The organism is Mycobacterium appelbergii (genome assembly GCF_032883035.1).
Lineage (GTDB): Bacteria > Actinomycetota > Actinomycetes > Mycobacteriales > Mycobacteriaceae > Mycobacterium > Mycobacterium appelbergii.
This window is the reverse complement of the sequence record NZ_JAMQTH010000002.1, coordinates 154,531-176,802: the sequence shown is the minus strand read 5'-3', so window position 1 is coordinate 176,802 and position 22,272 is coordinate 154,531. Positions and strand designations below refer to the sequence as shown.

The following is a 22,272-nucleotide window of genomic DNA, read 5'->3' as shown; positions in this document are numbered from 1 at the left end:
GGCACTCTCACGCGCCCTGATACACCTTGCGGTAGCTCGACGGCGACATGCCCAGTCCGCGCCGCAGGTGATGACGCAGGTTGCCCGCGGTACCGAGCCCCGAGAGTCGCGCGACCTCGTCGACCGGCAGATCGCGGGATTCCAACAGTTCCCTGGCGCGATCGAGACGGCGGTTGCGGATCCACGTCCCGGGCGCCTGCCCCGTCTCCTCCTGGAACCGGCGGCTGAACGTGCGCGAGCTCATGTGGGCATGGCGGGCCAGCCGCACCACGGTGAGGTCCTCGTGCAGCCGGTTCAACGCCCACTCCCGGGTGGCGGCCGTGGACTCCTGATCGGTGACCGGCACCCGCCGATCGATGAACTGCGCCTGCCCGCCCTCACGCCATGGCGGCACCACGCAGTAGCGGGCAACGTCGTTGGCCACCTGTGCACCGTGGTCCGTGCGAATGATGTGCAGGCACAGGTCGATTCCCGCGGCCAGACCTGCCGACGTCAGCACGTCCCCGTCGTCGACGAACAGCACGTTCTCATCGAGCAGCACCTCCGGATACAGCCGCCGCATGGTCTGCGCCCACCGCCAATGGGTGGTGGCGGGGCGGCCGTCGAGCAGTCCCGCGGCCGCGAGCACGAATGCGCCCGTGCAGATCGACACCAGCCGCGTGCCGGGCCGGATCCGGCCCAGCACCGTGAGGATCTCGTCGTCCAGCACGCCATCGAAGCGCGCCGGCGTGTATCTCGTGCCGGGGATCACCACGGTGTCGGCGCTCTCGAGCACCTCGGGGCCGCCGGCCGGCACCATCGCAAAGCCGGTGGTCGACTCCACCGGCCCGGCGGTCAGCCCGCAGGTGACGACGTCGTAGAGCGGGGTTCCGTCGGCGTCGGTGGCGTTGGAGAACAGGGTGGGCGCGATGGTCGCGTCGAAGCCGACCACCGGCGCTATCAAGAGGACGGCCACACGGTGCACCACTGCATTGTGGCATGTTTTTGACGAATGCTGGCATTTATGCCACTGGCCGGGTCCACATCCGTCGGCGAGAGTGGTCCGGTGACATTGACGCAGCGCCGCGGTGCAGGCAGCCGCATCCACTGGGCCTGGGTGGTCGCCGCGGTGAGCTTCGTGGCGATCCTGGGCGCGGCGGGTTTCCGTTCGATCCCCGGCGTGATGATGAACCCGCTGCACCACGAGTTCGGCTGGTCGCACGGCACGGTCGGCCTGGCGATGTCGGTCAACATGATGTTGTACGGCCTCACTGCGCCGTTCGCGGCCGCACTGATGGACCGGTTCGGCGTGCGCCCGGTGCTGTCCGTGTCGCTGCTGCTGATCGTGACGGGTTCGGCCTGCAGCATCATGATGACCGCGAGCTGGCAGTTGGTGCTGTTGTGGGGCGTTCTCGTCGGCATCGGCACCGGGTCGATCTCGATGGGCTTCGTCGCCACCATCGCGACCCGCTGGTTCGAACAGCGGCGCGGTCTGGTCACCGGTGTGCTCACCGCCGCCAGCGCCACCGGCCAGCTGCTCTTCCTGCCGATCGTCGCGGCTGTCACCACCACGCATGGCTGGCGCTGGGCGTCGCTGATCGTTGCCGCCGCCGCGCTCGCGGTCGTCCCGCTCGTCGCGGTGTTCATGCGGAACTACCCGGCGGACAAGGGACTTGCCCCCTACGGGGCCGATCCCGAATCCGTCACCGCACCACCGACTGTTCCGGCGAGCAGCTTCAAGGCGGCGTTCGACGGGCTCCGTATCGGTACCCGGGTGCCCGCGTTCTGGTTGTTGGCGGGCAGTTTCGCGATCTGTGGGATGACCACCAACGGTCTGATCGGCACGCACTTCATCCCTGCCGCCAACGACCACGGCATGCCCACCACGGTCGCCGCGGGACTGCTCGCCACCATCGGCATCCTCGACGTCGCGGGCACGGTGTTCTCGGGCTGGCTCACCGACCGTGTCGATCCCCGGCTGCTGCTGATCGTGTACTACACCGGCCGCGGGATTTCGCTGCTCCTGTTGCCGTCACTGTTGTCCCCGCATGCCCAACCGAGCACCTGGGTGTTTGTGATCTTCTACGGTCTGGACTGGGTGGCCACCGTGCCGCCGACCATCGTGTTGTGCCGGAACTATTTCGCCGACCGCACCCCGGTGGTGTTCGGCTGGGTGTTCGCCTCCCACCAGGTCGGCGCGGCGATCGCGGCGGCAGGCGCAGGCTGGTTACGCGATCTGCAGGGCACCTACGACGTCGCTTTCCGGTTGGCTGCGGTGTTGTGTTTCGTCGCGGCGGCATTTTCCGCGGCGATCAGAAAAGGCCAGGTCAGTGCGGAAAACCCGCCAACAGTGCAGAGCTCTGCTTTGCCGTAACGGCGATGTTGGCCTTACCATCCGATGCGGCGCCGCGGGGAACGCCGAGTCAGTGATGCTCGCTCACTTCCCCTGAAGTGCGACGTGCGCGTCACCGGCAGCCGACGAACCACAGGCCAAGCGGGAGGAAACCCAGCAGATGAAGACTCGCACCAGGACGCTCGGCGTCGCAGCGGCTGCCGCCGCGATCGCAGCGTCACTCCCACTGGCGGTCAACGCATACGCCGAGCCGGAGCCCGCTCCGACCACGGAGGCCCCGGTGGTCGAGATCCCCGATCCGCAGGGCTCGGGGTGCGATGCCTTCAAGAAGGCGATTCCCGAATGGAAGGGTCTCTCGGAGCAACCCGTCGGCAAGGTGCTGGCCAGCATCCCGGACATCAGCACGTTCAATGCGGCTGTCTCCGGCGGATTCAATCCCGCGGTGAACATCATCGGAGTGCTCGACAACGGCCCGTACGTGGTGTTTGCGCCCACCAATGAGGCGTTCGCCAAGCTGCCGCCCGAGCAGCTGGACGCGTTGAAGGCTGATCCGGCCGCGCTCACCAGCTTCGACTACTACCACGCCTTCCTGGGCCTGCTCGGCCCGGACGATGTGAAGGGCCAGCGGCCCACCCAGCAGGGCGCCGAGATCAAGGTGACCGGCAAGGGCGGCGACATCAAGGTCAACGACACGGCCAAGGTGGTCTGCGGCGGCATCCAGGCCGCGAACGCGCGGATCTACCTGATCGACACCGTGCTGGATCCGAACTCACCGCCCGAGGCGGTCAGCGCGTCGGAGACGTCCGGCTCGGAAACCACCACCACGACCACCACCACGACGACCGAGCCGCCGTCGGAGACCCCCAGCCCGGCGGCCGACGCACCGATCGGCTGACGCTCGGCGGCCCCGTCCCGGGCCGAGCAGACACTAAAGTGCCCCAAATCTGTTGATTTGGGGCACTTTAGTGTCTGCTCGCCGGGGGTTAGAGACCCAGGTCGCGGCCGATGATGTCCTTCATGATCTCAGTGGTGCCACCGAAGATCGTCTGGATACGCGCATCGCAGTAGTCGCGGGCGACGCGGTACTCCATCATGTAGCCGTAACCGCCGTGCAACTGCACACAGCCGTCGATCACCTTCTTGGCGGTCTCGGTGCAGTACCACTTGGCCTTGGCCGCCTCGACCGCGCTCAGATCCCCGTCGCACACCCCCTGCAGACACCGATCGATGTAGCGCTCACACACGTCGAGTTCGGTGTCCATCTCGGCCAGCAGGAACCGGTTGTGCTGGAAGTTTCCGATCGACTGTCCGAATGCCTTGCGGTCCTTGGCGTATTGCAGTGTCTGACGCCAGGATTCACGCGCACCCGCGATGGCCGAGATCGCGATGCCGAGCCGCTCCGAGGGCAGGTTCTGCATGAGGTGGTAGAAGCCACGCCCTTCCTGGCCGAGCACGTTGGCCGACGGCACCCGGACATTCTCGAAGTGCAATTCGGAGGTGTCCTGCGCGTGCAGCCCCATCTTGTCGAGCTTGCGCCCGCGGGTGAAGCCGTCCATCCCGCGCTCCACCACCAGCAGCGTGAAGCCCTTGTGCCCAGCCTCCGGATCGGTGCGGCACACCACGACCACGAGGTCGCAGTTGATGCCCGAGGAGATGAAGGTCTTGGAGCCGTTGACAATCCAGTCGTCCCCGTCGCGCACCGCCGAGGTGCGGATACCGGCGAGGTCGCTACCGGCGCCGGGTTCGGTCATCGCGACGGCGAGAATGAGCTCACCGCCGGCGATACCGGGCATCCAGCGCTGATTCTGTTCCTCGTTGGCGAGGTGCTTGAAATACGGTGCGACGACGTCGTTCTGGAGGCTCAACGACGGGGCGGGTCCACCGTAGCGGGCCAGTTCCTCGTCGATCACCGCGTTGAACCGGAAGTCGTCGGAGCCGCCGCCACCGTACTCCTCGGGCATGTTGAACCCGATCAGTCCGTACTTTCCGGCGGCGACGAACGCCGACCGGTCGACCATGCGCTGCTCTTCCCACTTCTCGGCATGGGGGGCGAGTTCGCGCTCGATGTACTGTCGGGTCGATTCCCGAAGCGCCTCGTGCTCAGCTTCGAATACTGTCCGTTTCATGTTGGCCTACCGGGCTTTCCATACGGGTTGACGCTTCTCGGCGAACGCCAACGGTCCTTCTTTGGCATCTTCGGTGCGCAGCAGCGTGCTGAACTCCCGGTTGGTGCGGGTCCAACCCGGTTCGTCGCCGGGGACCACACCGTCGTCGGCGCCGTAGGCGACCCGCTTGCTGGCCTGCACGGCCAGCGGTGCGTTACCGGTGATGCGTTCGGCCAGCTTGAGCGCGGCGTCCACCACGGTCCCGTCCGGCACCACCTGGTTGATCAGGCCCCACCCCAACGCATCCGAGGAAGCCATCGGCTCGCCGGTGAACAACAGCTCCAGCGCCACCTTGCGAGGCAACTGGTCGGCGATGCGGAACACCCCGCCTGCCCCGGCGATCAGGCCCCGTTTCACCTCCGGTAGACCGAATTTCGCGTTTTCCTCGGCGACGACGAGGTCACTGGCCAGCGCGAGTTCGGTGCCGCCGCCCAGCGCGGTGCCGTTGACCGCAGCGATGATCGGCTTGTCGATGAAGTGGCTGACGAAGCCGGCGAAACCCCACTCCGGGTGCTCGGGGTGGAAGATGTTCTCGCCACGGGATATCGCCTTGAGATCGGCACCCGCACAGAACGATTTGTCCCCCGCCCCGGTGATCACCACCACGCGTACCTCGGGGTCGTCCTGCGCGGCCTGCAGTGCGTCACCGAGACCGGTGCTCACCGAGGCGTTGATCGCGTTGCGCGCCTCCGGCCGGTTGATGGTGACGATCATGACGTTGCCCTTGCGCTCGACGAGCGCGCCCGGCTGATTGTTGTCGGTCACAGCAGCTCCAGAATGGTTGCGTTGGCTTGGCCGCCGCCCTCGCACATGGTCTGCAGGCCGTACTGAATGCCCTTGTCCCGCATGTGATAGAGCAGCGTGGTCATGATGCGGGCGCCGGAGCCGCCGAGCGGGTGACCCAGTGCGATCGCGCCGCCGTTGGGGTTCAGACGCGCCTCGTCGGCGCCGATGTCCTTGAGCCACGCCATGGGAACCGGGGCGAACGCTTCGTTCACCTCGAACGCCCCGATGTCGTCGACGTTCAGACCGGACCGCTTCAGCGCCTTCTGGGTGGCCGGGATCGGCGCGCTCAGCATGATCACCGGGTCGGCGGCGGCCAGCACCGCAGTGTGCACCTTGGCGAGTGGTTTGAGGCCCAGCTCTTTCGCCTTCTCCGCGGACATGAACAGCAGTGCCGCCGATCCGTCGGAGATCTGGCTGGAGTTGCCGGCGTGGATCACACCGTCCTCCTTGAATGCCGGCTTGAGCTGGCCCATCTTCTCCAGGGTGGTGCCGCGGCGGATGCCCTCGTCCTTGAGTACCGCGCTGTCTTTACCGTCCGCGTCCGTCACCTTGATCGCCACGATCTGGTCGTCGAAGGCGCCGGCGTCCTGGGCGGTCGCCGCCTTTTCGTGCGAGTCGAGGGAGAACTGGTCCAGCGCCGTGCGGTCCAGGCCCCACTGCTCGGCGATCATCTCCGCGCCGACGCCCTGGTTGGGAGTGCGGTCGTAGCGGGCCTTGAAGCCCGGCGAGAACGGATTGCCCCCGTTGGCCAGCGAGGCGCCCATCGGCGTACGGGACATCGACTCCACGCCGCCTGCGACGACGACGTCGTAGTGGCCTGCCACCACACCGGCCGCGGCGAAGTGCACGGACTGCTGGCTGGAGCCGCACTGCCGATCGACGGTCACGCCGGGCACCGTCTCGGGCCAGCCGGCCGCGAGCAGCGCCGTACGGCCGATGTCCATCGACTGCTCACCGGCCTGCATCACGCAACCCCAGATGACGTCGTCCACCAAAGCCGGATCGACTCCGGCGCGAGCGACCAGGCCGTTGAGGACCTGCGCGGACAGATCCGCGGGATGGACACCCGACAATCCACCGTTGCGCTTGCCGACCGGTGACCGGACGGCCTCGACGATGACGGCTTCAGCCATGAACTTCTCCTTCGAAGATGGGTAGCTGTAACCCGAATGGGCGCTGAGACCGAAACTAGACGAGTAGGTTTACTAGGTCAACCTACTGGTTGGTCGAAGTGATCTCGCTCCGACGTGCCGTCGGTTTGCCCGGACAGATGGTTTACTGAGTTGTACAGCTGGCCACTCCGGCCACGCGCGAGTTGGGAGACCTGGGAGTATCTGGTGGCTCGAACCACACCGCTGGCACCGATGATCGGGCCCGACGCGATGACGCCACGGGCCGCGGTCCGGTCGCCGAAGACCGCTGAGCTCGTCGCAGGCACGCTCCGCCGCATGGTCGTCGACGGGCAACTCAAAGACGGCGATTTCCTGCCCAACGAGGCCGAACTCATGAGCCACTTCGGGGTGAGCCGCCCCACCCTACGCGAGGCGGTGCGGGTACTGGAATCCGAACGCCTCGTCGAGGTGCGTCGCGGCTCCCGCACCGGCGCCCGCGTGCGGGTCCCCGGGCCCGAGATCGTCGCACGCCCGGCCGGCCTGCTGCTCGAGCTCTCGGGCGCCGACATCGCCGACGTCATGGTCGCCCGAGCCGCGATCGAGCCGATGGCGGCCCGCCTGCTGGCCGAGAACGGCACCGAGGAGGCGTTCGCCGAGCTGGACCAACTGCTGGCCGAGCATCTGCCGAAAGACCACCAGTCCGATCGGCTGGCCGAGACCACCGGCGACTTCCACCGTCGCGTCGTCGAGCTGTCCGGCAACGCCACCCTGGGCATCATCGCCGGGATGCTGCACGAGATCACCGTGCGGCACACCGCGTTCCTGTTCAAAGAGCGCCGGCCGGTGTCCAAAGCCGACTACGAGAAACTGATGCGGTCCTACCGTCGCCTGATGGAACTGATCCGTTCCGGAGACGGCGATGCGGCCGAGTCCCATTGGCGCAAACACCTCGACACCGCGCGGGGCCTCATGTTGCAGGGCATCGAGACGGTCAAGGTCCGGGATGTGATGGGCTGAGGGCGCAGTGGGCTGAGTAGCTTGCGGATCAGCGCCCCGTCACCCCGTAGACCGGCAGGGTGTCGTCCCATGGCTGGCGGGTGACCATGTCGGCGACCTTCACGTAGCCGCGCTCGAACTCGCCGGTGGCGGCATCGACGAGCCGGTATTGCTGGGTCTGCCGGTGGATCGGCTGCGCGTCGAGCATCACGATGCGCACCTCGCCCGGTTCGAAACGACAACGCGACTGGAGAGCCTCGACCAACTGCTCGTTGCTCATGTGACCGTCACCGAAGTTCCAGCCGATGGCGGTGGACACGATCCGCTCCCCGTCGGTCACCGTGTAGTCGTGCTCGTCGTGACCGGCCATCGCCCGGTGCGCCAGGGTGAACAGTGCCCGACCATGGGAGTTGAAGCCGCGGAACGCATATCCCATGTACAGGTACATCTGCGCGGTTTCCGGGCTGCCGTAGTACCGCTCCATCTGGGCGGCGGGCATGCTGGCGATCGCGACGATGTCCTTTTCGATCTTCTCGGCAGCCGACGGTTTCATGCACCACAGCGAGGTGTCCCAATTGCCCGCGTAGTAACGCATGCCGGGCAGGAAGGAGACCTTGCGAGGGAACAGGTTTCCCAACGCGACAGTGCCTGCGAGCACCAGGAACAGCAGTACCGGCAGCGGGCTGGTCATGTCGGAGAGCCCGACGCCCGCATGGCCGACGAACAGCGTCACCACGCAGAACATCATGAACACGTTCCACTCCAGTGGCACGCCCATCGGGATCGAGGACAGGATTCCGAAGTGGAAGCAGATCATCACAAACGCGGCGACGGCCGTCGGCCAGCCACCGTGTGAGAAGAGCAGGGCGACCGGCACCAACATCTCGATCGCGGTACTGAAGTGCGCGAGCCAGCGGGACCGGCGGCCGGGACGCAGGTCGTCCGGAAAGTGTTCGAAGAATTTCTGTTTGATCAACCGCGACCGGAACACCGGGTTGTTGCTCATCATCGTCGAGATGACGAACGGGAAGTGCTTGTTGAGCTTGGAGGTGGCTGCGCCGATCCAGATCGCCATGCAGACGAGCTTGGCGGCGATGATCATGTCGACGCCGTGACCGGCGAACAGGAACGCGACGGTGAACGAGGCGTAGACCTCCCCGCGGGCGGCCAGGAAGATCACCTTGTCGCGCAGGCCGGCCAGCGCCAACAACACCAGGACGGCCCAGATCTGCCACATCGGCAGCACGCCGACCTCGGTACCCAGTTCTGGGATCGGCCCGCCACCGTCGGAGAACAGTGCCACCGACAACACCACCAGCAGGGCCGCGTACACCACGACGTCGAACACCGTGCGGCTGTCACCCTTGGTCAACGGGATCCGGTTCGGCCACGGCGGGAGCCGAATCGTCTTCGGCCGCAACCAGTACAGGATCGATCCCATGGGCGGGAAGAACCGGTTGTTCAGCGGGCCGAAGCCGCAGCCGAGGCCGACGACCTCGAACAGCATCGTGTAGAGCACGACCTTCTCGAAGACGATCGGCTCGGTCCACCACTGGCCGACGTCGGTGAATCCGTCGATGCCCGCGGTGCTCAGCACGATCAGCCAGGCGCCAAGGATGTACAGACCGATCTTGACGACGTAGAACAGGTGCAGTGCGACCGGGGTGCCGAACCCGACCTCAGCCCAGTGCCGGGCCATCGGCTGGATCTTCTCGGCGCGGGTGCCCTTGCTCCACTCCTGGAAATCGATCTGCGGAGTTTCCTGTTTGAGAAAGCCCATACCGTCAGATTAGAACGTGTTCTAGTCCGGCCTCACGCGAACAGACAGTTAGGTCCCCGGCGAGGGCGGTTTCCGGGTACCGAACTGTCTGCTCGGCGGAGAAAAATCAGCCCGTCTTCGCCGGTGGGCGGTAGAAGATGACCAGCTGGCCGATAGCGCCGGCCAATCCGAGCAACACCGCGATCACCATCCCGCACCAGCCGTGCAGCAGATCGTAGAAGCCGGTGCCGGCGAACAGCAGATGGTCCAGGCTGTAGCGGCCGGCGCCGGTGCCCGCGATCGCCACCGCGGCCGTGGCGAGGATGAGGTTGTACTCCCAGCCCTCCTTGACGATGAAGAAGCCGTTGAACCGGTGCACGGTCCAAGCCGCCACCAGCATCAGCGCGACGAACCCGGCAGCGGGCACGGGGGTGAGCAGCCCCAGGGCCAGCCCGATACCCGCCGCCATCTCGGTGCCTGCGGCGACCCGGGCGTGGAACGCACCCGGTTTCATGCCGATGCTCTCGAACCACCCTGCGGTGCCGGGGATCCGCCCCCCGCCGAAGAACTTGTTGTAGCCGTGTGCGGCCATGGTGAGGCCAAGAACCACACGAAGAATCAGGATCGCGACGTCAGAAGCCATGTAACAGAATCTAGGCTATGTGTTAAGCCGCTGCCCAGCCCCCATCGGTAGACCCCGTGCTCAAGACGGTGCGGACGGCGTGCCGCGTATCGTTTGGGTCCATGGGTCCGGACCTGCAGGTGCAGAAGTTCACGATCAAAGGCGAGGCGACCCGACGGCGCATCATCGAGGGCGCCGCGGCCGAGATTCGCAGCCGCGGGGTGGCCGAAACCACGCTCGACGATATTCGGGCCCGCACCCAGACCTCCAAAAGCCAGTTGTTCCACTACTTCCCCGACGGCAAGGACCAACTGCTGCTTGCCGTGGCCGAACGTGAAGCTCAGCTGGTGCTCGAAGACCAGCAGCCGTATCTGGGTGAGCTGACGTCGTGGGCGGCCTGGCAGCGATGGCGTGACGCGGTCGTCGAGCGCTACCGGCGGCAGGGGCAGAGTTGCCCGCTGAGCATGTTGATGTCGGAGATCGGCCGCACCACCCCGGGCGCACAGGCGGTCACCAAGGCACTGCTGCGGCAGTGGCACGACGAGATCACCACGGGTGTGCGGCATATGCAGGGCCAGGGGAAGGTCGCCGCCGACCTCGATGCCGACCGGGTGGCCGCGGCTCTGCTGGCGGGTGTCCAGGGTGGCGTCGGCGTCATGCTGGCCACCGGAGACCTCAGTTATCTGGAGGCCGCACTCGACACGGGCATCGCTGCACTGCGCCGCGGTTAGCGGAGCGCACGGTCCAACCGCTCCAGGTAGGCGTCGATGTCGCCGACGGCGGACTCTGCCGCATGCAGGCTGATCGCGACGGTGTCGCCGATGCCGTGGACGCCATGGGTCAGGCCCATCATCGGTGACAGCGCCGGATAACCGGCCGTCACCGCCACCGGTGCGCCGCCGAAGTGCAGATCTGCCGCACCGCGATTGACGCTGGACAGCACGGTGTTGCCGCTCACCGTCGCTGGTCGCACGGTCGGGTCGAATTGCGCCACCCCCCACCGCAACAGCGGTGCAGGCGTTGCCTCGAACGCCCGGCCGGACGCCAGCATGGCGGGATGGGCGGCGCGTTGGCGGCGCTCGGCGAAATCCTCGACGATGCGGGCGATCCGCGCGTCCCAGCTCAAATCCGGATACAGGCCGATGCCCACGTTGCCGAAATGATTGAGCGCTCGCCGGGCACCGGGTTTCGCCATCGGCACCTCGGCACCCAACGCTGACGGATCGTCGCCGAATGTCCGCAGATGCTCACTCAGCGCGGTGGAAACGGCTGCCAGCACGCCGATGGTCACCGTCGGCCCCGGCAATTCGGCCCGGTGCCGGGTAATCGTCCGCAGCCGGCGCGCGCCCGCCGGTCGACTGTTGCTCCGGAGGAGTGGACGTGACTCGGCCTGTGCGGCAACGCGACCGCATTCGGTATCACTCACAAGTAGCCGGTGCGCACGTGCCGCGCGCACCGTCCGCCACGGCAGCGCAGCGCTGACGAACGACCGCGAACGCACGGGTGAAACCGGCGCCTGCCTGCCGAACAGCCACCCGGCCAACGCCGAGGCCCGCACGCCGTCACCCAGCGCGTGGCTGGCCTGCAGCACCACCACGGTCGCCGGGCCGTCGGCACCGGGCATACCCCGCACCCCGGGGAACGCGTGCAGCCGCCAGGTGGCCCTGGTGGCGTCGAGCTGGTCGCAGGCAAGTCCGCCGACGACGGTCAAACATCCGTTCCAGTCCGGTGATCCGAGGGCATGCACCGTGAACTGGTCGTCTTCGACATCGCCGGACACCCACGCGGGATAGGTCAGCCGGCAGTCGTCGCGCACCCGTAGTGTCAGTTCGGCACAGTGGCGGGCCCGTTCCCGGACCTCGTTCAGCGCGGCGTCGAGATCTGCCGGCACGCCGGCGAACCCGTACAGCAGGAACTGGTCGTTGGGAATCTTGGTCGAAGACCACCAGGTCTGGGCGTCGATCGCCGCCAACCTGCGCACTGTCAGCTTCCTTTCGCGTTACCGATGAAGTCGAGTATGCGGCGCGCCACCGCCTCTGGTTGGTCCAGTTGCATGAAGTGGCCTGCGTCCTCGACGATGTCCACCGCGCTGCCGTCGGGCAGTATTCTCTCCACCCAATGGGCGTAATCCGGTGCGGCGCAGCCGTCGTCAGTTCCGTGCAGGTACAGCGTCGACAGTCGCGGCGGCGACAGCCAGTGCTCGTGCAGTTCGCGGTACCGGTCCGGGGGTTTGGTCCCACGCAGCATCGCCCGGTAGTAGCCGATCGCGGACCGCCAACGCGCCGGGGCTCCGATGGCCGCGTCAACGTGCCGTACGTCCTCGGCCGCGTCGTATCCCGGTGACCATTGCCGCCACAGCCGTGGCACCACCCAGGACGCGGATCGTTCGGGCAGCCAGGGCAATTGGAAGTACATCATGTACCAGCTGCGCTTGAGCTGACGCGGTAGCTGCCGTGCCAGCCTGGCCCCGTCGGCCACCCGGCCCAGCGGCCGGAACGACGCGGCGGGCGGCACCGACATGATCACGCTGCGGTCGAATGGGGCCTCGGGCATGGCGGCCAACCCGGATGCGGCGATCGCGCCCCAGTCGTGCCCGATGAGCACATCACGTCCGGTCGGCCCCGCGGACTGCAGCACGCGCAGCGCGTCGTCCATCAACGCGCCCACGTGATAGCTGCCGTCGGAGGGGATCGACGAGGGCACGTACCCGCGCAGGAATGGCGCCACCACCCGCCAGCCCGCGTCTGCCAGCAGCGGGGCGACCTTGCGCCAGCCGTAGGCCGTGTCCGGGAATCCGTGCAGACACAATGCGATCGGTGCATCGTCTGCACCCCATACCAATGCCCGCAATTGGACGGTCGGCGCCGTCACGTCGATCCAGCGCGGCTCACTCATATTGGTTGAAACTCCGAGATCAGCCACCTGCCGTCGATCTTGTCGAGGGTCACCCGGACACTCGAGTCGGTCGCGCTGGGTGGGTTCTGGCCGACGGTCACCGACTGGTTGACGAACGCCAGCACCACGACATGATCCGGGGTGGCCGAAACCGAGGCCACAGCAGGCACCGTCGCCTCCGCGGTGACCTGCTGTTGCTTCGCCGCGGGGATCACCACATCGGTGGTCAGCTCGGTGTACTGCTGCTGGAAGCCGTCGGCGAGCAGTTCCCTGGCCGCACCGAGCTGCTGGTCGACCTGATCAGGCTGATAGGACAGCATCGCCACGATGGTGTCGTGGGCGGCCTGCTTGGCCTGAGACGCCGCCGTTTCGGCGTGCCGGACCGAATTGTCCTGCCATTTCAGGAATCCCGCGACTGCCGCCAACAGCAACGCCAACGCCGGCAGCACACCGAACACCACGACGCGGGGCCAGTCGATCTCGCGTTTGCGGGGTTCGGGAGCCTGATCCGTCGCTTCCGGGGCCTCGTCGGACTCCTCGCTGTCGTCCACAGCCTCGTCGACAACCTGGTCGTCCGGCTGGTCGGGAGTTTCCTGCACGTCGTCGTCGTTGTCGTGGGTCATGTTGTCGTCGGTCATTCCGAGAAGTCCACTTTCGACACTTTCACCTCGTCGCCGATCTTCTGCACGGTCAGCTGCATCCGCCAATGTTGCGGGGCCTGTTCGGGTGCACCCGCATTCGAGGTGTTGATCGTGACCGCGACGAGAACGTTCGCCTCGTTGTCCGAGGCGGACTCCAGCCCTACCTCGTCAATGGTGCCCACCGACTTCGACTTGGCTTGTTTGACAACTTCGGTGAACGACTCTGCCCGCTTCTGAAAATCGTCGTAGAACGTCCCGGTGGCCGAGTCGAGCACCCGCTGCACATCGTCGTCGGCGTGTTCCCAATCCACGTTGGTGAGGTTCAACGCACCCTGTCGCCCGACCTCAAGGAACGTGTCGCGCAGTTGCTGGGCGCGATGCGACTCGTAGGCCCGAAACCCCAGCCAGCCGGCCAGCCCGGCCAGCGCCACCACCACCACGACACCGACGATCGCCGCGCGCCGCAGTCGCCCGGTGGGCTCGACCGTGCCTTCAGCGTCCGGTGTGGCGGTGTCGTCTGCCATAGATCAGCTCCTCGGTGGCACGGCGGACCGGTCATCGCGTGCGGGGCATGTACGCGTGCGATCCAACGTACGTGCCGCCGATCACACCGTAATGGGCGGTATGCCGGCGGCCGCTCACGCGTGCTCGGCGGCTGCCTCCAGATCGGCGACCACGATCTTTCGCATTCCCATCATGGCGTCGTTCGCTGCCTTCGCACGAGCCGGATCCGGGTCCTGGAGCAGCTCGTACAGTCGCTCCGGCACGATCTGCCAGCTGAGGCCGTACCGGTCCTTGAGCCAGCCGCACTGCGACTCCTCGCCGCCGTCGACCAGCCGGTTCCAGTAGTAATCCACCTCGTCCTGGTCCTTGCAGTCGACCGTGAACGACACCGCCTCGGTGAACGGGAACTGCGGGCCTCCATTGATGCCGATGAATCGGTTGCCGTCCAGAACGAAGGTGCCCCAGACGTCGTTCACCTGCTCGATCGACGAGTTCGGGAACACTGAAACATAGAACTCGGCGGCTTGCGCGAGGTTGTGATCGAACCACAGGGACGGGGTGATCTGAGGCATGGCGCGGCTCCTTCTGCAGTGGATGTGTCAGACGCTCTGTCCGTCAGACCGTCGCGGCAACGAAAACTCATCGCGCCAGGTCGAAGCGCCCGGCCCACGTAACATCGGGCCGCAGACCGGGCTGAAATCTTCCTGGGTAACGTGAGGCCAGGGGCCGCGCCGAGAGGAATGTTCGTGACTACCAGGAAATCCGAGCAAGGCGAATCAGAGACCGTTGTATTCCGGGGTGTCGACGACCTCGAGCTGATCGGCGACGAGTGGAACAAGGGGTCGGCGGCCGCCACGGGATCCGATCGGGACCGGCCGACCGTGCTACTGCTGCATGGCGGTGGGCAGAACCGGTTTTCCTGGAAGAACACCGGGCAGATCCTCGCCGACCAGGGATTGCATGTGGTCGCGCTGGACGCGCGCGGTCACGGTGACAGCGCCCGCTCCCCCAGTGCCAACTATTCGGTCGACGCGCTGTGCGCCGATGTGCTGCAGGTGCTGTATCAGATCGACCGTCCGGTGGTGCTGGTCGGAGCCAGCATGGGCGGTTTGACCGGGATCCTCGCGGCCCACGAGGCGGGGCCCGAGTTGGTGACGAAGCTGGTGCTGGTGGACGTGGTGCCCCGGTTCGAGAAGAACGGCAGCGCCCGCATCCGCGATTTCATGTTCTCCAATGTGGACGGCTTCGATTCGTTGGAGGAGGCCGCCGACGCGGTCGCGGCCTATCTGCCGTATCGAACCAAGCCGCGCAGTCCCGAAGGCCTGAAAAAGAATCTGCGGCTGCGCGACGGCCGCTGGTACTGGCACTGGGACCCGGCGTTCCTGACCAAGCCCGAAGACGATCCCTTCATCCGGATCGAGAAGCTCGAGCAGGCGGCGATCAACCTGACCATCCCGATCCTGCTGATCCGGGGCAAGCTCTCCGACGTGGTCAGTGCCGCGGGCGTCCAGGATTTCTTGGAGAAGGTGCCTGCCGCGGAGTTCGTCGAGTTGGCCGACGCGGGCCATACCGCCGCCGGTGATGACAACGACGCCTTCTCCGAGGTCGTCGTCGATTTCATCAAACGGTGAGCACCACCCGCCGCACCGTCGGCTTCAATTTTCTGGAAGAGCCTGAACTGCCCGCCCCCCGGGTCGACGAGGCGCGGGCGCAGGAGATCCTGGCCACCAGGTTCGGCGTACAGGCACAGGTGCAATCCCTGGGCAGCCAACAGGACAAGAACTTCCTGGTCCGGCGCGACGACGAGATCCTCGGTGTGCTCAAGATCGCCAACCCGGCGTTCAACGAAACCGAGCTCGCGGCACAGGATCTGGCCGCTGAGCTGATCGCCACGGCCGAGCCCGGGTTACGCGTGGCGGTGCCGCTGCCCAACGAGCGCGGCGAAATCCGAGCCGCAGTAACGGGATTGATCGACGGCGCTGTCGGCACCGCGTATGTGCGGCTGCTCCGTTACCTTCCCGGCGGCGCCCTACTGGAGTCCGGGTACCTGTCACCGTCCACGATCGCCGAGCTGGGAGCGCTGGCCGGACGGATCAGCCGGGCGTTGGCCACGTTCACCCATCCTGGCCTGGACCGCGTCCTGCAGTGGGATCTTCGGTACGGCGCCGAGGTGGTGTCGACGCTGGTGTCCCACGTCGCGGATCCATCCCACCGAGAGTTGTTGGCCGCCGCCGCCCGCGACGCCTGGACCCGCATCGCACCCCTCGCCGACGTCCTGCCCCGCCAGGCCGTACACACCGACCTCACCGACGCCAACGTGATGGTGTCTCATGGCCCCGGTGGCGTCGTCCATCCTGACGGCATCATCGATTTCGGCGATCTGACGGACAGTTGGGCCGTCTCCGAGTTGGCCGTCACGCTGTCGTCGGTGCTGCAACATCCCGGCTCGGATCCGACCTCTGTTCTGCCCGGCGTCCGCGCCTTCCACGACATCCGTCCACTCAGCGCGGCTGAGGCAGAAGCGTTGTGGCCGTTGCTGGTCCTGCGGACCGCGGTGTTGATCGTCAGCGGGGCGCAGCAGGCCTCGATCGATCCGCACAACGGTTATGTGACCGAGCAGTCCGCGGGCGAACGGCGGATGTTCGAACAGGCCACTTCGGTGCCGATCGAGGTGATGACTGCACTGATCAAGGCGGACCTGTGTCTGGCCGCACCGCCCGCCCCCGTGGTCTCCACGCCGATGGTCGCCGGGATCGATCCGCAATCTGTGGTGACGCTTGACTTTTCGGCGACCTCTGATGCCGTCGATTCCGCCTTCGAGCCTGGCGGCTGGATCCGTCCCGGCATTGAGGACGAACTCGCCCGCGCCGCGATCGCCGACGGGGCACGTTTGGTGCTCACCCGGTTCGGCGTGCCCATGCTGTCCCGCACACCGGCACTGAGCCAGGTCGAGCCGGCCGTGGTGCCGACCGGCATCAGCCTGTGGACGGCGGAATCCGTTGAGCTGGCCGCCCCGTGGGACGGCAAGATCATCGAGCGTTCGGCCGACGCGGTGACATTCTGCGGTCGCGACTACGAGCTGACGTTGACCGGGCTGTCGGTCTCGGCCGGCACGGCGTTGGGTGTCGCCGAGCCGGGCCGACGGATCGACATGGCGGTCCGGCCGGTCGGTGCACCGGTCGCACCCACGCTGGTCGCGCCCACCATCGCTCCGGGATGGTTGGCCCTGTGCCGTGATCCCCGCCCGCTGCTCGGGTTGCCGGAGTTGGTCGCCGAACCCACCGACACCGATCTGATCGCCCGCCGCGACCGGACGTTCGCACCTGTGCAGGAGCACTACTACCGCACGCCGCCGCAGATCGAGCGCGGCTGGCGGCACTACCTGATGGCGACCAGCGGACGAACCTATCTCGACATGGTCAACAACGTGACCATGCTGGGGCATGCCCATCCACGCGTGGCCGACACCGCGGCCCGACAGCTGCGCAGGCTGAACACCAACTCGCGGTTCAACTATGCGTCGGTCGTCGAATTCAGTGAACGCCTCGCCGACCTGCTCCCCGCGCCGCTGGACACCGTGTTTCTGGTGAATTCCGGCTCGGAAGCCAGTGATCTGGCACTGCGGTTGGCGACGGCGGCAGCCGGACGCCGCGATGTCGTCTCGATGCGCGAGGCCTATCACGGGTGGACCTACGGCACCGACGCGGTGTCGACGTCGACCGCCGACAATCCCAATGCGCTTGCCACCCGGCCGGATTGGGTACACACGGTGGAGTCGCCGAACTCGTTCCGCGGAAAGTACCGCGGAGCAGAGGTGGGCCGGTACGCCGCCGAAGCAGTGACCCAGATCGAGCAACTGGCGGCCGACGGCCGGGCACCGGCGGCGTTCATCTGCGAGACGGTGTACGGCAACGCCGGTGGCATGGCCCTGCCCGACGGTTATCTGGCACAGGTGTACGCCGCCGTGCGGGGCGGCGGAGGCTATGCCGTCGCCGACGAGGTGCAGGTCGGTTACGGCCGGCTGGGCGAATGGTTCTGGGGTTTCCAGCAGCAGGGCGTGGTGCCCGACATCGTGTCGATGGCGAAGTCCACCGGCAATGGCTATCCCCTGGGCGCTGTGGTCACCAGCCGGGCGATCGCCGAGGCATTCCGCAGCCAGGGCTACTTCTTCTCCTCGACCGGCGGCAGTCCACTGTCCTGCGCCATCGGCATCACCGTGCTCGACACGCTTCGCGATGAGCGGTTGCAGGAGAACGCGGTCCGCGTCGGATCACATTTGAAGTCACGCTTGCAGGCCTTGGAGGCCAAGCATCCGCTCATCGGGACCGTGCACGGCGTAGGCCTCTATCTGGGAGTGGAGCTGGTGCGTGACCCGGAGACGTTGGAGCCCGCCACCGAGGAGACCGCGCTGATCTGCGACCGGATGCTCGAGCTCGGAGTGATCATCCAGCCCACCGGCGATCACCAGAACATTCTGAAGACCAAGCCGCCCTTGTGCATTGACATCGAAGCCGCCGACTTCTACGCGGACACGCTGGACCGCGTACTCACCGAAGGCTGGTAACCGGTGCGGTGAGTGCAGCGGAGATCGTGGCCTATGCCCTCGGCGTCGTGGCGATGGCCGAAGCCGTTGCGTTGGTTGTGCTCGTCCGTCGGCTGCGCGCCAGTCAGCGTGAAGTCGAGGCGTTGCGGCGTCGTACCGACACCCGCAACCTCCTGTGGTCCGGCGGCCGCGAGGCGGTCAAGACGGTGTGGCAAACCGCCAACATCCTGCGCTCGGAGGGCCTGGGGGCGGCGGTGCGCTCCTCGATCGAGGATCTTGCGGACTGGGCGGAAGTGGAGCGTCCCGATCTGGCCCGGCTCGCGCCGAACGGCAAGGTCGCGATTCTGTTCTCCGACATCGAGGGATCCACCGCCCTCAATGAACGCATGGGCGACCGGGCGTGGGTCAGGCTGCTCGGCCGCCATGACCGGCTGGTCCACAAGTGCGTCGCGACGCACTCCGGTCACGTCGTCAAAAGTCAGGGCGATGGGTACATGGTTGCCTTCGCGCAGCCGTCGCAGGCGGTCCGCTGCGGCATGGACCTGCAGCGTGCGCTGCGCAGGCAACCCGACGGTATCCGGGTCCGCATCGGTATCCACACGGGCCGCTCGGTGCTGCGTGGCGACGACCTGTTCGGTCGCAACGTCGCGATGGCCGCACGGGTGGCAGGACAGGCCGACGGCGGCCAGATCCTGGTCAGCCAGCCGGTACGCGATGCCGTATGTGGCCGCGCCGACGAGGACGACATCGCGTTCGACGGAGGCCGCGACGCTGAGCTGAAAGGCTTCAGCGGCACGCATCGGCTCTATGCCGTCGCTCAGGGGTCGGGCAGGTCCCCCGCCTCGGCCAGCCGCTGATGGAGTTTGGCCCGGATGTCCTCGGGCGTGTACGCGTTGCGACGACGCTGGTCGCGCGCCACCATCACCCCACCTGCCACGACACCGGCGACACCGGCCAACCCGACCCACTTCCAGATACTGCGCATGCACTGAGTGTGCCTAAAGTGCAGAGGTGGCTGCGAACACGGTGTCCCTGTCGAGGGCCCTGGAGGAAACCCGGACCGGCGACATCTGGCTGTTCCGCGGCGGCTCGGGGCCCGACCGCGCCATCCAGACGCTGACCAACAGTCCGGTCAACCATGTGGGGATGACGGTCGCGATCGACGACCTGCCGCCGTTGATCTGGCATGCCGAACTCGGCGACAAGCTGCTGGACATGTGGACGGGCACCAACCATCGCGGCGTACAACTCAACGATGCCCGTCAGGCCGTCGAGCGGTGGATGGACAACTATGGGCAGCGTTGCTGGCTGCGTCAGCTCACCCCGCCCGCGACCCGCACGCAGGAAGACGCGCTGCTCGAGGTGATCGCGCGGATGAACGGCACCGCGTTTCCCACCACGGCACGGCTGACCGGCCGTTGGTTACGTGGACGCATCCCTGGCGCCGCCGACTTCACTCGCGGAATCCCGTTCCTGCACAGCAAGGTTCGCGAATCGGCGGAGCGGAAGAAAGCCCGCACGCGTGACGTCGGCCTGGAGACCGCATACTGCGCGGAGACCGTCGCCATCACCTACGAGGAAATGGGCCTGCTGACGACGGACAAACGCTACAACTGGTTTGACCCAGGCTCGTTCTGGAGCGGTGATCAGCTCCCGATGAGTGAAGGCTACCGACTCGGCGACGAGATCGGTGTAATCGCAGGTTGAGGCAAGCAATCCCACAGGAATACCTGCTGGCCGGTATCACGGATTGGGGCCAGCAGTGACGAATTCGCCGCCGCCACCGGCAAGGCTGGGCATAACAACCCAACCGGTCACGGAGGTGTCGGATGCTGACAGTCGAAAAGCCGACCGAACAAATGCTGGAGCTTTACGCCGACCACGTCGCACCGTTGCGCCGCTTTGCTTTTCGACTGACCGGCAACCGCACCCGGGCCGAGGATGTCGTGCAGGAGACGCTGCTGCGCGCATGGCGTCACCTTCAGTGCAACGAGGGTGAACTACCCCTTCGCTCATGGCTTTTCACAGTTGCGCGCAATATCGTCATCGATGGCAGCCGGTCAGCCCGGTTTCGTCATGAAGTTGGTTATGCCGACACATCGGAGGTGTCGGATCGGATGGGCCCTGATGAGGTGAACGCCGCTTTGGACCGCATGCTGATCGCCGAGGCCATGACCCAACTGTCCGAATCGCACCGGGCCGTACTGAGCCGGTCGTTCTACCTCGGCTGGACCACCGGACAGATCGCCGCCGATCTCGGCGTCGCCGAAGGCACCGTGAAGTCACGGCTGCACTACGCATTGCAGCGTTTACGCATCATTCTGTCGGAGATGGGTTGTGTGAACAGGAGCTGACCTGGATGGGGTCGCACTCGAACTTCACTGACACGACGGTCTCCCCCGACGGAGCGGTATCGGTGCTCGCCCCGCCGACCTGCCTGAACCCGGCGCCTTCGAGTACCCGCCGGGACCCGGCGTTGTCGACGACGGTGCGTGCGTCCAGATGCGGGATGCCTGCGTCGGCGGCCAAGCGTGCGATCGCGACGAGGGCACTCCTGGCGGCGCCTCTGCCACGTGCGTCAGGGGTCAACCAGAAGCCGACCTCGGCGCGATCGCCACGGATGTCGAAGAGCACGATGCTGCCCAGGAACATTTCGGACGCGGCGTCGGCAATGGCGAGCACGGCGAGTGTTCCCGCCGCCATACCCTCGGCAATGATCCCGTCGATCTGATTGAGCACGATCTCCGGGGTGTAATCAGACAGCGGCAGATGCCCGTACCGGCGCACCTGCGGGTCTTTGGTTCCTGCGGCGAATGCTGCCGCGTCGGCATGGCGAAGTTGCCGGACCGTGACGCCGTCCTGGGTGACGGGCAGGTGGTCCACCAGGCCCCGCATACGATTTCCTCCTCAGCTGTTCACGACCTGTTCGCGATAGACAAGCAGATCGCTCTCACTAACCCCGTTCCGGTTGCCGTTCCCGGTCCCCGAACTTGGCGCGAGCTTCGTCGGTGACCGGGGTGAACAGGTTGACAAGGTTTCCATCCGGATCCCGGAACAGGAGCGCACGGTTACCCCACGGCATCGTCGTCGGCTCCGTCACGACTTCCCCGACACGCTCGCGCAGTCGCGCGTACTCGGCGTCCACGTCCTCGACGAGGAATTCCAGGATTGCGCTCCTGTTGGCAGCCGGCTCGGCGGAGCCGGCTCCGAACAGCGGCACCGTCTTCTCACTGCCGATCGCCAACGTGCCGACCGGGGTCGGGATCTCCGCGAACAACTCGTTGCCCCAGACCGCGGCGACTCCGGTCACCATTTCGTAGAACTCGACCAGCCGACCAACGTCGGCCGTGATGACGCGCGTCGAAACAAAGCTCATGTAGCTCCCTCACCAGGCGCGGGGGCTGCCGCCGGGTGTGCAGCTCCTCGCGCGAGGCATGCTAGCGACGACCTCCGACAAGACGTCCCCGAGACGGTCTCCTACCTGCCGAGCGGGGCCTTGAGCCCGACCCGGTATCCGTCGGGGTCACGCACGATCGCGAATCGCTGCCCCCAGGGCATGTCTGTGGGCGGCTTCACCTTCGTCACGCCAAGGGCGTCGAGCTCCGCAACGACCTCGTCGAGCCGCTCCACAGATTCGACCTCGAGATCGACTTGCATTCCGCCGGCGGACGGCTGCGGCGCAGTCTCGTCCCACCACGAAGCGAACTCCGTCGAGTGCAACACCACGGTGATGCCGACGTTCGTCGATACCCACGCCTCAGCCGGGCCCTCACCCCGCCGATTCCGACTGCGGAACGTGAGCCCCAAGAGTTCGTAGAAGGCGCGGCTCTGTTCGAGGTCCGCGACAATGATGTTGATCTGTGCGACAGCGACCATGATCACAGTTTCCTACGCGCCCGCAGCGCGAGGAGCATCGG

Annotated in this window: 24 protein-coding genes; 9 read left to right on the top strand and 15 right to left on the bottom strand. The window is 66.5% G+C overall.

Annotation, left to right across the window (positions count from 1 at the left end; genetic code table 11):
• Positions 1–7: 7 nt before the first annotated feature.
• On the bottom strand, positions 8–964 hold the full coding sequence (locus M1247_RS05145; RefSeq protein WP_317155207.1) for a GlxA family transcriptional regulator: 957 nt from the start codon (positions 962–964) through the stop codon (positions 8–10).
• Positions 965–1,003: 39 nt separating this feature from the next.
• Here M1247_RS05145 and M1247_RS05140 point away from each other — a divergent pair, with 39 nt between their 5' ends.
• Both M1247_RS05140 and M1247_RS05135 read left to right on the top strand, forming a co-directional pair.
• Positions 1,004–2,353: an MFS transporter gene (locus M1247_RS05140; protein WP_317155206.1), complete on the top strand. Its 1,350-nt coding sequence runs from the start codon at positions 1,004–1,006 to the stop codon at positions 2,351–2,353.
• A 139-nt stretch (positions 2,354–2,492) separates the two neighbouring features.
• On the top strand, positions 2,493–3,227 hold the full coding sequence (locus M1247_RS05135; RefSeq protein WP_317155205.1) for a fasciclin domain-containing protein: 735 nt from the start codon (positions 2,493–2,495) through the stop codon (positions 3,225–3,227).
• 88 nt (positions 3,228–3,315) lie between these two features.
• On the opposite strand, the gene M1247_RS05130 is transcribed toward M1247_RS05135, so the two are convergent.
• The 3 genes from M1247_RS05130 to M1247_RS05120 are packed head-to-tail and all read right to left on the bottom strand — an operon-like array spanning position 3,316 to position 6,416.
• Positions 3,316–4,458, bottom strand: a complete 1,143-nt coding sequence (locus tag M1247_RS05130) for an acyl-CoA dehydrogenase family protein (protein ID WP_317155204.1) — start codon at positions 4,456–4,458, stop codon at positions 3,316–3,318.
• Between the two features lie 6 nt (positions 4,459–4,464).
• Positions 4,465–5,262 carry a crotonase/enoyl-CoA hydratase family protein gene (locus tag M1247_RS05125; RefSeq protein WP_317155203.1) on the bottom strand — a complete coding sequence of 266 codons (798 nt, stop codon included), beginning with the start codon at positions 5,260–5,262 and terminating at the stop codon, positions 4,465–4,467.
• Entirely contained in the window at positions 5,259–6,416 is a 1,158-nt protein-coding gene (locus M1247_RS05120; RefSeq protein ID WP_317155202.1) for a thiolase family protein, read from the bottom strand. Before M1247_RS05120 ends, M1247_RS05125 begins: the two co-directional genes overlap by 4 nt.
• A gap of 204 nt (positions 6,417–6,620) precedes the next feature.
• Here M1247_RS05120 and M1247_RS05115 point away from each other — a divergent pair, with 204 nt between their 5' ends.
• A complete protein-coding gene (locus M1247_RS05115) occupies positions 6,621–7,412 on the top strand; it encodes a FadR/GntR family transcriptional regulator (RefSeq protein WP_317155201.1) in 792 nt (263 codons plus the stop codon).
• 28 nt (positions 7,413–7,440) lie between these two features.
• On the opposite strand, the gene M1247_RS05110 is transcribed toward M1247_RS05115, so the two are convergent.
• Positions 7,441–9,171 carry a DUF3556 domain-containing protein gene (locus tag M1247_RS05110; RefSeq protein ID WP_317155200.1) on the bottom strand — a complete coding sequence of 577 codons (1,731 nt, stop codon included), beginning with the start codon at positions 9,169–9,171 and terminating at the stop codon, positions 7,441–7,443.
• A 106-nt stretch (positions 9,172–9,277) separates the two neighbouring features.
• Entirely contained in the window at positions 9,278–9,793 is a 516-nt protein-coding gene (locus tag M1247_RS05105) for a DoxX family protein (RefSeq protein ID WP_317155199.1), read from the bottom strand.
• Between the two features lie 101 nt (positions 9,794–9,894).
• Between M1247_RS05105 and M1247_RS05100 the strand changes: the two genes are divergently transcribed.
• Complete coding sequence (locus M1247_RS05100) at positions 9,895–10,503, top strand: TetR/AcrR family transcriptional regulator (RefSeq protein WP_317155198.1); 609 nt, start codon at positions 9,895–9,897, stop codon at positions 10,501–10,503.
• Here the strand turns inward: M1247_RS05100 and M1247_RS05095 are convergent.
• The 5 genes from M1247_RS05095 to M1247_RS05075 all read right to left on the bottom strand — a co-directional run bounded on the left by M1247_RS05095 (position 10,500) and on the right by M1247_RS05075 (position 14,384).
• Entirely contained in the window at positions 10,500–11,759 is a 1,260-nt protein-coding gene (locus tag M1247_RS05095) for a WS/DGAT domain-containing protein (RefSeq protein WP_317155601.1), read from the bottom strand. The two genes, M1247_RS05100 and M1247_RS05095, sit on opposite strands and share 4 nt — an antisense overlap.
• Positions 11,756–12,667 (bottom strand): alpha/beta fold hydrolase, encoded by a 912-nt coding sequence (locus M1247_RS05090; protein ID WP_317155197.1) that lies wholly within the window; start codon positions 12,665–12,667, stop codon positions 11,756–11,758. The genes M1247_RS05095 and M1247_RS05090 overlap by 4 nt, the downstream gene beginning before the upstream one ends.
• Positions 12,664–13,305 (bottom strand): hypothetical protein, encoded by a 642-nt coding sequence (locus M1247_RS05085; protein ID WP_317155196.1) that lies wholly within the window; start codon positions 13,303–13,305, stop codon positions 12,664–12,666. Before M1247_RS05085 ends, M1247_RS05090 begins: the two co-directional genes overlap by 4 nt.
• Positions 13,302–13,832 (bottom strand): Rv1363c family protein, encoded by a 531-nt coding sequence (locus tag M1247_RS05080; protein WP_317155195.1) that lies wholly within the window; start codon positions 13,830–13,832, stop codon positions 13,302–13,304. The genes M1247_RS05085 and M1247_RS05080 overlap by 4 nt, the downstream gene beginning before the upstream one ends.
• A 114-nt stretch (positions 13,833–13,946) precedes the next feature.
• Positions 13,947–14,384 carry a VOC family protein gene (locus tag M1247_RS05075; protein WP_317155194.1) on the bottom strand — a complete coding sequence of 146 codons (438 nt, stop codon included), beginning with the start codon at positions 14,382–14,384 and terminating at the stop codon, positions 13,947–13,949.
• Positions 14,385–14,558: 174 nt separating this feature from the next.
• Between M1247_RS05075 and M1247_RS05070 the strand changes: the two genes are divergently transcribed.
• Genes M1247_RS05070 through M1247_RS05060 form a run of 3 tightly spaced genes read left to right on the top strand, consistent with a single transcriptional unit; the run spans position 14,559 to position 19,212 of the window.
• Entirely contained in the window at positions 14,559–15,443 is an 885-nt protein-coding gene (locus M1247_RS05070) for an alpha/beta fold hydrolase (RefSeq protein WP_317155193.1), read from the top strand.
• Positions 15,440–18,376, top strand: a complete 2,937-nt coding sequence (locus tag M1247_RS05065; RefSeq protein WP_317155192.1) for an aminotransferase — start codon at positions 15,440–15,442, stop codon at positions 18,374–18,376. Before M1247_RS05070 ends, M1247_RS05065 begins: the two co-directional genes overlap by 4 nt.
• A gap of 53 nt (positions 18,377–18,429) precedes the next feature.
• On the top strand, positions 18,430–19,212 hold the full coding sequence (locus tag M1247_RS05060) for an adenylate/guanylate cyclase domain-containing protein (RefSeq protein WP_317155600.1): 783 nt from the start codon (positions 18,430–18,432) through the stop codon (positions 19,210–19,212).
• Here M1247_RS05060 and M1247_RS05055 read toward each other — a convergent pair.
• Positions 19,173–19,340: a hypothetical protein gene (locus M1247_RS05055; protein ID WP_317155191.1), complete on the bottom strand. Its 168-nt coding sequence runs from the start codon at positions 19,338–19,340 to the stop codon at positions 19,173–19,175. The genes M1247_RS05060 and M1247_RS05055 overlap by 40 nt on opposite strands.
• A gap of 41 nt (positions 19,341–19,381) precedes the next feature.
• Here M1247_RS05055 and M1247_RS05050 point away from each other — a divergent pair, with 41 nt between their 5' ends.
• The gene (locus M1247_RS05050) at positions 19,382–20,062 is read left to right on the top strand and encodes a guanylate cyclase (RefSeq protein ID WP_410506822.1); all 681 of its coding nucleotides are present in this window, start codon (positions 19,382–19,384) and stop codon (positions 20,060–20,062) included.
• Between the two features lie 122 nt (positions 20,063–20,184).
• The gene (locus M1247_RS05045; protein ID WP_317155189.1) at positions 20,185–20,709 is read left to right on the top strand and encodes a sigma-70 family RNA polymerase sigma factor; all 525 of its coding nucleotides are present in this window, start codon (positions 20,185–20,187) and stop codon (positions 20,707–20,709) included.
• Here M1247_RS05045 and M1247_RS05040 read toward each other — a convergent pair.
• From M1247_RS05040 to M1247_RS05030, 3 genes are all read right to left on the bottom strand, one after another.
• Positions 20,672–21,250: a GNAT family N-acetyltransferase gene (locus M1247_RS05040; protein WP_317155188.1), complete on the bottom strand. Its 579-nt coding sequence runs from the start codon at positions 21,248–21,250 to the stop codon at positions 20,672–20,674. The two genes, M1247_RS05045 and M1247_RS05040, sit on opposite strands and share 38 nt — an antisense overlap.
• Positions 21,251–21,308: 58 nt before the next feature.
• A complete protein-coding gene (locus M1247_RS05035) occupies positions 21,309–21,731 on the bottom strand; it encodes a VOC family protein (RefSeq protein WP_317155187.1) in 423 nt (140 codons plus the stop codon).
• Between the two features lie 101 nt (positions 21,732–21,832).
• Positions 21,833–22,231: a VOC family protein gene (locus tag M1247_RS05030; RefSeq protein ID WP_317155186.1), complete on the bottom strand. Its 399-nt coding sequence runs from the start codon at positions 22,229–22,231 to the stop codon at positions 21,833–21,835.
• Positions 22,232–22,272: the final 41 nt, after the last annotated feature.

What these genes read in the sequence shown, in the direction of transcription:
- M1247_RS05140 (WP_317155206.1), top strand. Translation starts at nt 1,004, where the DNA reads ATGCCACTGGCCGGGTCCACATCCGTCGGCGAGAGTGGTCCGGTGACA.
- M1247_RS05135 (WP_317155205.1), top strand. Translation starts at nt 2,493, where the DNA reads ATGAAGACTCGCACCAGGACGCTCGGCGTCGCAGCGGCTGCCGCCGCG.
- M1247_RS05130 (WP_317155204.1), bottom strand. Translation starts at nt 4,458, where the DNA reads ATGAAACGGACAGTATTCGAAGCTGAGCACGAGGCGCTTCGGGAATCG.
- M1247_RS05120 (WP_317155202.1), bottom strand. Translation starts at nt 6,416, where the DNA reads ATGGCTGAAGCCGTCATCGTCGAGGCCGTCCGGTCACCGGTCGGCAAG.
- M1247_RS05110 (WP_317155200.1), bottom strand. Translation starts at nt 9,171, where the DNA reads ATGGGCTTTCTCAAACAGGAAACTCCGCAGATCGATTTCCAGGAGTGG.
- M1247_RS05105 (WP_317155199.1), bottom strand. Translation starts at nt 9,793, where the DNA reads ATGGCTTCTGACGTCGCGATCCTGATTCTTCGTGTGGTTCTTGGCCTC.
- M1247_RS05100 (WP_317155198.1), top strand. Translation starts at nt 9,895, where the DNA reads ATGGGTCCGGACCTGCAGGTGCAGAAGTTCACGATCAAAGGCGAGGCG.
- M1247_RS05090 (WP_317155197.1), bottom strand. Translation starts at nt 12,667, where the DNA reads ATGAGTGAGCCGCGCTGGATCGACGTGACGGCGCCGACCGTCCAATTG.
- M1247_RS05085 (WP_317155196.1), bottom strand. Translation starts at nt 13,305, where the DNA reads ATGACCGACGACAACATGACCCACGACAACGACGACGACGTGCAGGAA.
- M1247_RS05080 (WP_317155195.1), bottom strand. Translation starts at nt 13,832, where the DNA reads ATGGCAGACGACACCGCCACACCGGACGCTGAAGGCACGGTCGAGCCC.
- M1247_RS05075 (WP_317155194.1), bottom strand. Translation starts at nt 14,384, where the DNA reads ATGCCTCAGATCACCCCGTCCCTGTGGTTCGATCACAACCTCGCGCAA.
- M1247_RS05060 (WP_317155600.1), top strand. Translation starts at nt 18,430, where the DNA reads ATGGCCGAAGCCGTTGCGTTGGTTGTGCTCGTCCGTCGGCTGCGCGCC.
- M1247_RS05055 (WP_317155191.1), bottom strand. Translation starts at nt 19,340, where the DNA reads ATGCGCAGTATCTGGAAGTGGGTCGGGTTGGCCGGTGTCGCCGGTGTC.
- M1247_RS05045 (WP_317155189.1), top strand. Translation starts at nt 20,185, where the DNA reads ATGCTGACAGTCGAAAAGCCGACCGAACAAATGCTGGAGCTTTACGCC.
- M1247_RS05040 (WP_317155188.1), bottom strand. Translation starts at nt 21,250, where the DNA reads ATGCGGGGCCTGGTGGACCACCTGCCCGTCACCCAGGACGGCGTCACG.
- M1247_RS05035 (WP_317155187.1), bottom strand. Translation starts at nt 21,731, where the DNA reads ATGAGCTTTGTTTCGACGCGCGTCATCACGGCCGACGTTGGTCGGCTG.
- M1247_RS05030 (WP_317155186.1), bottom strand. Translation starts at nt 22,231, where the DNA reads ATGGTCGCTGTCGCACAGATCAACATCATTGTCGCGGACCTCGAACAG.